The organism is Rhizobium sp. M10 (assembly GCF_002531955.1).
GTDB classification, from domain to species: Bacteria; Pseudomonadota; Alphaproteobacteria; order Rhizobiales; family Rhizobiaceae; genus Rhizobium; species Rhizobium etli_C.
The window spans coordinates 1-2,854 of the sequence record NZ_NWTA01000064.1; the positions used below are offsets into that span (position 1 = coordinate 1).

At 61.6% G+C, this 2,854-nt stretch carries 3 protein-coding genes and 1 pseudogene; 3 read left to right on the forward strand and 1 reads right to left on the reverse strand.

Going from position 1 to position 2,854, the window contains the following annotated elements; genetic code table 11:
- Positions 1–246: pseudogene (locus CO671_RS32950) on the reverse strand (IS3 family transposase); the annotation flags it as partial.
- 79 nt (positions 247–325) lie between these two features.
- On the opposite strand from CO671_RS32950, the gene CO671_RS32955 reads away from it, so the two are divergent.
- The 3 genes from CO671_RS32955 to CO671_RS32965 are packed head-to-tail and all read left to right on the forward strand — an operon-like array spanning position 326 to position 2,760.
- On the forward strand, positions 326–736 hold the full coding sequence (locus CO671_RS32955; RefSeq protein WP_029875829.1) for a transposase: 411 nt from the start codon (positions 326–328) through the stop codon (positions 734–736).
- Positions 733–1,080 carry an IS66 family insertion sequence element accessory protein TnpB gene (gene tnpB, locus CO671_RS32960; protein ID WP_008536947.1) on the forward strand — a complete coding sequence of 116 codons (348 nt, stop codon included), beginning with the start codon at positions 733–735 and terminating at the stop codon, positions 1,078–1,080. Before CO671_RS32955 ends, tnpB begins: the two co-directional genes overlap by 4 nt.
- A 45-nt stretch (positions 1,081–1,125) precedes the next feature.
- On the forward strand, positions 1,126–2,760 hold the full coding sequence (locus CO671_RS32965; protein ID WP_029875830.1) for an IS66 family transposase: 1,635 nt from the start codon (positions 1,126–1,128) through the stop codon (positions 2,758–2,760).
- The last annotated feature ends 94 nt before the right edge of the window (positions 2,761–2,854 follow it).

A 2,854-nucleotide genomic window follows, 5' to 3' on the forward strand; every position in this document is an offset into this window, starting at 1 on the left:
GTCGACCACCGTCAGCACGCGCAGTTTCTTACCCGTTGCGAGTTGGTCGTGAACGAAGTCCATCGCCCAGACGTCGTTGGGTCCGACGGCCATGTGCCGATCCTCGCGAAGCTTGGCTTTTACCCCCCGCTTCGGTGTCTTGTTCCGCAACTGTAGCCCCAAGTCCCTGTAAATGCGGTAGGTTCGCTTGATGTTGGTGCCCCAACCCTCGCGTTCCAACAGCACATGCACGCGGCGATAGCCGTACGTAAGCGCCCGGTGAGGGCCGTCTTGCGAGGTTGAGACGAACATCGGAAGTCCTAGTGCAAACACTAGGAGTAGTCCTATGACGAAGCATCCGATTGAAGTGATCACGTCTGTCGAGCGCCGACGGCGCTGGTCTCGGGAAGACAAAGAGCGGCTTGTTGCGGCCTGCTTTGAGCCAGATGCGGTGCTTTCCGAGATTGCCCGTGCGGCCGGTATCCATGTCAGCCAGCTTTTCCGTTGGCGCAAGGAGCTTTGCCAAATCGAGGAGCCGAAGACGGAAACGGCGAGCACGTTGGTGCCGGTGATCCTATCCGAGGCCGCGCCTCCAGCCACGCCCATTCCCTCGGGGCCGCCTGCCCCATCGCAGTCCCGCCGGAAGCGTAGCGATGTGACGATTGAGCTGGGTCGGGGCCGTCGTATTCGCGTGGACAGCGACATCGATACCGAGGCGCTGGGCCGTATTCTCGATGTCGTGCTGGAACGGAGATGATCCCGGTTCCGAGTGGTGTGAAGGTCTGGCTGGCGACAGGCCATACGGACATGCGCAAAGGCTTCCCCGGCCTATCGCTGATGGTGCAGGAGACGCTGAAGCGCGATCCGATGTGCGGACACCTGTTCGTGTTCCGCGGTCGCGGTGGTGGCCTGATCAAGGTCATCTGGCATGACGGCCAGGGAGCCTGCCTGTTTACGAAGAAGCTTGAACGCGGACGCTTCGTCTGGCCGTCGGCGGCAGATGGATCGGTGGTGATCACACCGGCGCAGCTCGGTTATCTGCTGGAAGGTATAGACTGGCGGATGCCGCAAAAAACCTGGCGACCGACGTCGGCAGGATGAGCAAAAGCACTGGAATGGCTGGGTCGAATATGATTCCATCCTACCATGAACGATGCGGCCGAACAGCTTCCTGACGATCTTGCCAGTGCGCTTGCACTGCTGGCGCAAGAGCGTGCCTGGCGTATGAAAGCCGAGGCGGAAGCCGCCAGTGCCAAGGCGCTCGTGTCACATTCAGAAGCGCTGATCGCGCGGTTGAAGCTGGAGATCGAGAAGGTTCGCCGTGAACTTTACGGCAGCCGGTCCGAGCGCAAGGCGCGACTTCTCGAGCAGATGGAGCTGCAACTCGAGGAACTCGAAGCCGACGCTGGTGAAGACGAACTGGCGGCGGAGATTGCTGCCAAGGCTTCTACAGTCCGGGCGTTCGAGCGAAAGCGTCCATCACGGAAGCCGTTTCCCGAACACCTGCCGCGCGAGCGCGTCGTCATCGCCGCCCCGACGAGTTGCCGCTGCTGCGGTTCCGCCAGGCTGTCGAAGCTCGGCGAGGACATCACCGAGACGCTGGAGGTGATCCCGCGCCAGTGGAAAGTCATCCAGACTGTGCGGGAGAAGTTCTCCTGCCGCGAATGCGAGAAGATCACTCAGCCGCCCGCACCTTTCCATGTGACGCCGCGCGGTTTTGCCGGGCCGAACCTGCTGGCGATGATCCTGTTTGAGAAGTTCGCCCAGCATCAACCGCTGAACCGCCAGAGCGAGCGCTATGGCCGAGAGGGGATCGACCTCAGCTTATCGACACTGGCCGACCAGGTCGGTGCTTGCGCGGCGGCGCTGAAGCCCATTCATTCGTTGATCGAGGCGCATGTTCTGGCCGCCGAGCGGCTGCATGGCGACGACACCACCGTGCCGATCCTGGCGAAAGGCAAAACCGATACGGGGCGCATCTGGACATATGTCCGGGATGACCGACCGTTCAGCGGGCAGTCACCACCGGCAGCTCTTTACTATGCGTCGCGGGACCGGCGGCAGGAGCATCCCGAGCGCCACCTGAAGACCTTTACCGGCATTCTGCAAGCGGATGCTTATGGCGGCTACAATCCCCTGTTCAAGGTTGACCGCGATCCCGATCCGCTGACGCAGGCACTGTGCTGGGCGCACTCACGCCGCAAGTTCTTTGTGCTCGCTGACATTGCCACGAATGCCAAACGCGGCAGCCGTGCCATGCCGATCTCGCCGCTGGCGCTGGAGGCTGTCAAACGGATCGATGCCCTGTTCGACATCGAGCGGGAGATCAACGGGCTTGCCGCCGACGAACGCCTGCAGCGCCGTCGCATCGACAGCCTCTCACTCGTCAAAGAACTCGAGGACTGGATGCGGACCGAGCGGGCAAAGCTGTCGCGCAGTTCTCCTGTCGCCGAGGCTATCGATTACATGCTGAAGCGTTGGGACGGCTTCACGTCATTCCTGGAAGATGGGAGAATTTGCCTGACGAACAATGCAGCCGAGCGGGCGCTGCGAGGCTTTGCTCTCGGAAGGAAGTCATGGCTCTTCGCCGGATCGGATCGTGGTGCTGATCGCGCAGCCTTCATGGCGACGCTGATCATGAGCGCAAAGCTCAACGACATCGATCCGCAAGCCTGGCTTGCTGATGTCCTCGCCAACATCGCTGACACGCCGACGAGCAAACTGGAACAATTGCTTCCGTGGAACTGGACGCCGACGGCGCTGGATGCTCAAGCGGCCTGACCTGCGTCCTTCACCGGATGCTTACAGCCGTACCGCACACGGATCTCGCAGATCTCGCGAATACGACGTTCCAGACCGGCCTGATCAGCACGGC

Coding starts and splice junctions, on each gene's coding strand:
- CO671_RS32955 (WP_029875829.1), top strand. CDS start 326: ATGACGAAGCATCCGATTGAAGTGATCACGTCTGTCGAGCGCCGACGG.
- tnpB (WP_008536947.1), top strand. CDS start 733: ATGATCCCGGTTCCGAGTGGTGTGAAGGTCTGGCTGGCGACAGGCCAT.
- CO671_RS32965 (WP_029875830.1), top strand. CDS start 1,126: ATGAACGATGCGGCCGAACAGCTTCCTGACGATCTTGCCAGTGCGCTT.